The sequence below is a fragment of the Saccharopolyspora ipomoeae genome (genome assembly GCF_029952525.1).
GTDB lineage: Bacteria > Actinomycetota > Actinomycetes > Mycobacteriales > Pseudonocardiaceae > Saccharopolyspora > Saccharopolyspora ipomoeae.
Genome location: NZ_JASAOF010000004.1, coordinates 329,719 through 335,718, shown reverse-complemented (window position 1 = coordinate 335,718; position 6,000 = coordinate 329,719). Strand labels below are relative to the sequence as shown.

At 72.1% G+C, this 6,000-nt stretch carries 4 protein-coding genes; 3 read left to right on the top strand and 1 reads right to left on the bottom strand.

All coding sequences use genetic code 11. The features are described from left to right. The first annotated feature begins 195 nt into the window (after positions 1–195). Both menD and QFW96_RS11020 read left to right on the top strand, forming a co-directional pair. Positions 196–1,941 carry a 2-succinyl-5-enolpyruvyl-6-hydroxy-3-cyclohexene-1-carboxylic-acid synthase gene (gene menD, locus QFW96_RS11025; protein ID WP_281455466.1) on the top strand — a complete coding sequence of 582 codons (1,746 nt, stop codon included), beginning with the start codon at positions 196–198 and terminating at the stop codon, positions 1,939–1,941. 360 nt (positions 1,942–2,301) lie between these two features. Next, a complete protein-coding gene (locus tag QFW96_RS11020; protein WP_281455480.1) occupies positions 2,302–3,771 on the top strand; it encodes a M1 family metallopeptidase in 1,470 nt (489 codons plus the stop codon). Between the two features lie 204 nt (positions 3,772–3,975). Here QFW96_RS11020 and QFW96_RS11015 read toward each other — a convergent pair whose 3' ends face one another. Further along, entirely contained in the window at positions 3,976–5,367 is a 1,392-nt protein-coding gene (locus QFW96_RS11015) for an isochorismate synthase (protein ID WP_281455465.1), read from the bottom strand. Positions 5,368–5,469: 102 nt separating this feature from the next. On the opposite strand from QFW96_RS11015, the gene QFW96_RS11010 reads away from it, so the two are divergent. Next, positions 5,470–5,967, top strand: coding sequence for a DUF3592 domain-containing protein (locus tag QFW96_RS11010; protein ID WP_281455464.1), 498 nt, complete (start codon positions 5,470–5,472; stop codon positions 5,965–5,967). The last annotated feature ends 33 nt before the right edge of the window (positions 5,968–6,000 follow it).

Here is a 6,000-nt window from a genome sequence, read left to right as displayed (position 1 = left end):
AAGCCCTCGACCGGCTCCCACAACTTCGGATCAAACAGCTCAGACACAACGGGATTCTGCACACCTGGGACAATAGGGGTAGCAAGTGCTCGGCGCGGGGTCCTCCCCGCGGTCCCCCGGTGCTTGCGTGGACGCCGGAGAAGGTCGCCGCGGACCCTTCTCCGTTGTCCGCCAGGCGATTTCAGAGGTGATCGGTTGAACCCGTCCACAGCCCAGGCTGAGGTCATCGTCGATGAGCTCGTCCGGAACGGGGTGCGCCACGCGGTGCTCGCCCCGGGATCCCGCAACGCACCTCTCGCCTACGCTCTGCATCGGGCCGCGCACGCAGCGCGGTTGCGGCTGCACGTCCGGATCGACGAGCGCAGCGCGGGTTTCCTGGCGCTGGGTCTGGCGGCGCGCACGCACCGGCCGGTCCCGGTGTTCTGCACCTCCGGCACGGCCGCGAGCAACCTGCACCCGGCGGTCAGCGAGTCGTACCACGCGGGCGTGCCGCTGCTGGTGATCACGGCCGACCGGCCACCGGAGCTGCGCGCGGCGGGCGCCAACCAGACCATCGACCAGCACCGGCTGTACGGCAGCGAGGTGCGGTTGTTCGACGAGCTCGGCGTGGCCGAGTCCCGGGCGGGCCAGAACGCCTACTGGCGCAGTCAGGTCTGCCGAGCGTGGAGCGCGGCCTCCTGCGGCATGCGCGGAGGACCGGTGCACCTCAACGTGCCCTTCCGCGAGCCGCTGGTGCCCGACGACGACGCGGAGTGGTTCGAGTCGTTGGAGGGACGTCCCGGCGGGGAGCGGTGGACCGAGGTCGCCGACCGCGGCGCGGGGCCGAGCTCGCTGTCGCGGCTCCGGCCCGGGCGCGGCCTGGTGCTGGTCGGCGACTGGGGCGCCGAGGCCGCCAGCGCCTGGGGCGAGCGCTACGGCTGGCCCGTGCTGTCGGAGGTCGGCGGCGTCGGGGTGTCCGGCGCGGCCGCGATCAGCACCGGCATGTGGCTGCTCAACCTGCCCGAGTTCGTCCGCGAACACCGGCCAGAGCAGGTGCTCTGCGTGGGGCGCCCGACGGTGTTCCGCCAGGTCCAGCGACTGCTGGCCGACACCGACGTGGAGGTGCTGCTGGCGCACGGCGGCGTTGACGGGAACGGGGTCGACTGGCCCGCGCCGGCGCACAACGTGCGCGAGGTCGCGGAGGCATTCGGTTCCGGGCCCGATCCGAGCGGGCCGGGAGTGGTGGACCCGCAGTGGCTCACGGCCTGGCAGCAGGCCGACCAGAAGGCCTCGGCGGCGCTGCACGCCGCGCTCGACCTGGAGCGGTGGCCGAACGGACCCGCCGTGGCGCGCGAGGTCGTCGACGCGCTGCCGGAGAACGCGCTGCTGGTGCTCGGGTCGTCGAACCCGAGCCGGGACGTCGCGCTCGCCGCGCGGCAGCGCCCCGACGTCCTGGTGCACCGCAACCGCGGTGCGGCCGGAATCGACGGGACGGTGTCGACCGCGCTCGGCGCGGCCACCGGGCACGGCGGCCCGGCCTACGCGCTGCTGGGCGACCTGACGTTCCTGCACGACAGCAACGGCCTCGTGCTCGGCCCGTACGAGCAGCGACCCGACCTGACCATCGTGGTCTTCAACGACGACGGCGGCGGCATCTTCAGCCTGCTGGAACAGGGCAGCCCGGAGCAGCGCGGATCGGATCAGCGCAACCCCGATCAGCGCGGCCCGGAAAGGGGCGACTCCTTCGACCGCGTCTTCGGCACGCCGCACGGCACCGACCTGGGGCGGCTGTGCGCGGCGCACGGCGTCGAGCACGTCCAGGTCCCGGGACACGCCGAGCTGCGCGAGGCGTTGCGGCCGAAGCCCGGTCTGCGCGTGGTCGAGGTGCGCGCCGACCGCGAGGAACTGCGCGCGGTGCACCAGCGGCTGCACGCGGCGGTCCGGTCCGCACTGCTCGGCTGAGGCGCGACCGGCCTGAAAGGCCTGCCGCAGCGACGTGAAAGTCGTTGCGGGACGAACGATTCCTGGCTCGACGGAACGCGAACGCGGTGCGCTTCCAGCGCTCGTCGGTGTTCGACCGGCCATTGTGGCCGGTGGCAACGCCGTACTCCATTGGTGTGCATTCGCGTTTTTCCGTGTGGTGATGGGAAAAACTCGGCTCGAAAAGCCCGCCGGGTGTGAACGCGGTTGCCTACTCTCCTGATCGGACCTGAAGTTCGAGGAGGTGGCAGGGTGATTCGACCCAGCAGGGTGATGAAGCGGCCCAGCAAGGCGGTGAAGCGGCCCGGCAGCGCGGTGCAGCGGCGGAGCCTGCGCGCGGTGATGGCGGCCTGCTGCGCGAGCGCGATGTTCGCCGCGCCGGCGTTGGCGGGCAGTGCGGGACCGGGTGCGCCGGGAGCGGGTGACCCCTACTTCCCGGGCTACGGCAACGGCGGCTACGACGTGTCGCACTACGACCTGCAGCTGCGCTACCAACCGGCCGACGACCACCTGCGGGGCACCGCGACGATCGTCGCGACCGCCACGCAGGACCTGACGGCGTTCAACCTGGACTTCGCGCTGACCGCCAAGTCCGTGCTGGTCAACGGCGCACCGGCGCAGTTCTCCCAGAACGGGCTGGAGCTCACCGTGACCCCGCCGGACACGCTGCCGGAGGGTGAGATGGCGACGTTCGTCGTGGAGTACGAGGGCACGCCCTCGGCCGTCGACGTCAACGGCTTCAACCCGTGGGTGCGCACCTCCGACGGGGCGCTGGCGATCGGCCAGCCGGAGATCTCCTCCTGGTGGTTCCCCGGCAACGACCACCCGCGCGACAAGGCGACCTACGACGTGGCCGTCACGGTGCCCGACGGCACCGAGGTCGTCTCCAACGGCGTGAACACCCGCCGCAGCACCCTCGCCGGCTGGACCACCTGGAACTGGCGCAACACCGAGCCGACCGCCACCTACCTGGCGTTCATGACCATCGGCCAGTACGAGATCGTCAGCAAGACCGGCGCTTTCGGGCAGCCGTTCGTCACCGCCTACTCCGACAAGCTCGGCCCGCTGGCCGGTCCGGCGAAGGCGAGCATCGAGCGCACCCCGGAGGTCCTGGACTTCCTGAGCGGGCTGTTCGGCGAGTACCCGGTGTCCGCCCAAGGCGGCGTCGTCCCGTCAGAGGGCCTGAGCTTCGCGCTGGAGAACCAGACCCGGCCGACCTACAGCCACCTGTTCTTCCAGAGCGCGGCGAACGTGTCGGTGGTCGTGCACGAGAACGCCCACCAGTGGTTCGGCGACTCGGTGTCGGCCGACACCTGGCGCGACATCTGGCTCAACGAGGGATTCGCGTCCTACTCGGAGTGGCTGTGGTCGGAGGCGCACGGCACCGGCACCGCCCAGGAGCTGTTCGACCACTACTACGGCTCGCACCCGGCCGACGATCCGTTCTGGCAGGTCCTGCCCGGTGACCCCGGACCCGACAACGTCTTCCACGAGGCCGTCTACGACCGGGGTGCGATGGCGCTGCACGCGCTGCGCACCGTCGTCGGCGACGAGGCGATGATCGACATCACCCGCACCTGGGCGGCCGAGCGCCGCCACTCGACCGGCACCATCGAGCAGTTCGTGGAGCTGGCGGAGCAGAAGTCGGGCAAGCAGCTCGACGACGTGTTCAACGCCTGGCTGTTCACCCCCGGGAAGCCCGCCGTGAACCCGGCCACCGGCGTCGCCGCCAGCGCCGCCCGCGAGAACGCGCCCGCACCCCCGGCAGTTTCGGAGATCGACCGCGCGCACGAACTCCTGCACGAGCACTGAGCTGGGAACCGGTTCGTGGTCAACCTGCGTGGCGGTGCGGGTGGCGGAACCTGAGCGCCTTCGTGGACTCCGTGCGCCGCTCCTTGAGCATTCGAATACGCGGCGTCCCGGCGTGCTCGCCACGAAGGCGCTCAGAACCCGCGCCGGTGCCAGTTGCCGGGGTGGTGGAAGAGAACGCGGCTCCGCCGCATGCACGAACAGGCCCTAGAGGACACCTTCCAGCGCTTCGCGCACCGGGAGGAGTTTGGCCTCGGCTTCGGCCACTTCGAGGTCCGGGTCGGAGTCGGGGACGATTCCGCCTCCGGCGAACAGCCGGACCCGACCGCCACGGACCCCGGGGCCGCCACGAACCCCGGGGGCACTGCGAGCACCGCCGGAGACGCCTCCGGCGGTGCTCTGCTGTTCGATCTGCCCGCAGCGCAGGGCGATGCCGAGCTCGCCGTTGCCCGCGCCGTCGATCCAGCCGACCGGGCCCGCGTAGCGGCCGCGGTCCATCCCCTCCAGCTCCGCGATCGCCGGGACCGCGTCGGCCGTGGGCGTGCCGCCGACCGCCGCGGTCGGGTGCACCGCCTCGACCATCGTGAGCAGGCCGGACCCGTCGGGAACGCCCGGGAGGTCGGGGCTGCCCGAGCGGGTCGGGGTGTCGGCGAGCTTGCCCTCCACGTCCGTCGCCAGGTGCAGCACGTTGCGCAGCCGCAGCACCGACGGGGCCGAGGGCACCGACAGCTCGCTGCAGAACGGGCGCAAGGCCTCGGCCAGCGACTCGGCGGCGTAGGAGTGCTCGCTGCGGTTCTTCTCCGAGCTCAGCAGCTCGGCGGCGATCTCGTCGTCGGTGCGGCCCGGGTGCGGCCAGGCCGTGCCGGCCAGCACCCGCGAGCGGACCTCGTAACCGCGCCGCTCCAGCAGCAGCTCCGGGGTGGCGCCGACCAGCCCGTCCACCGCGAAGGTCCAGCAGTTGTCGTAGCGCGCGGCCAGGTTGTGCAGCAGGAACCGCTCGTCGAGCGGCTCGGAGGTGTTGGCGAGCAGGTCGTGGGCGAGCACGATCTTGCGCAGCTCGTCGCCGGAGGAGCGCATCCGCCGCACCGCCTCGGCGACCGCCTGCCGGTAGCCGGTGGCCGACAGCCACCCGTCGCTGTAGGAGACCGTGCCCGGCTGGCGCACCGGCTCCCGCGCGAGCTCAGCGGCATCGCTGCCGGTGGTGGGGGCCGAGTCCGGATCGCCGACAGTGGTGATCCAGCGGACGCCGTCGCGCTCCCCGATGACGACCTCGGGCAGCACCATTACCGAGTCGCCCGGCTGGTCGGCGAACGCCAGGCTCGCGAACGCCACCGGGCCGCAGCCCGGCAGGCCCACGGCGTCGTCGACGTCGATGTGCCCGCACAGCCGCCGCCACCACGAGTCGGCGTCGGCGAAGCGGGCGGCGCCGGAGGTGTCGAGGCGGGCCGCGCAGCCCCATCCGACCAGGCCTTCGCCCTCGCGGACCCAGCTCAGCGACTCGCCACCGGGCAGCAGGTCCAGCAGCGGCCGGTCGTGCCGGGGGTCGGCCGGGTCGAGCCTGCGGGTGCGCGCCATCAGCCGCCGGGATGTAGTCGCCACGCTTGGAGCGTATTCGGCGTGACGGTTCGGGTGTGCCGAGCGGCCACGTGGCTCTCGACACGAGCCCGGCACCGCACCACTCGACCCCTACAATCGGTCACCGTGGCAGGCGACGCGGTGACCCAGGACGCGGCCGACTCGGTGACCGGCTCCAACACGGACGGTGATCGGGCGGCGTCGAAGTCCTCGCCCGGCCGTGTCCGCCGCCGGGTGGCCCGGGGTGTGCTCATCACCGGTGCGCTGCTCACGGTCATGGGCTTGTCGATCATCGGGGCCTGCTTCATCAACGACCGCACGATCGTGGAATCGCGGGGCCAGGCGGTCGCCGAGGTCGTGGACACCTCGCTGACCCGGACCGTCGTGCGGTTCAACACCGAGGACGGTCGCGTCTACATCCCGCCGAACGGCGTGCTCTACCCGACCGACCTCCAGGTCGGGCAGCTGGTGCGCGTCGAGTACGACTCCCGCAACCCCGACCTGGTGCGGGTCGCCGGGCGGACCGCGCTCATCTCGCTGCTCCCGGTCCTCAGCTCGCTGGCCGTGCTGTGGGCCGTGGTGCTGCCGACGTATTGGCTGCTCAGGAGATCTCACCAGGACTGAAGGCCCTTTTCGCCGCCCCGCGGCCGGTGCGAG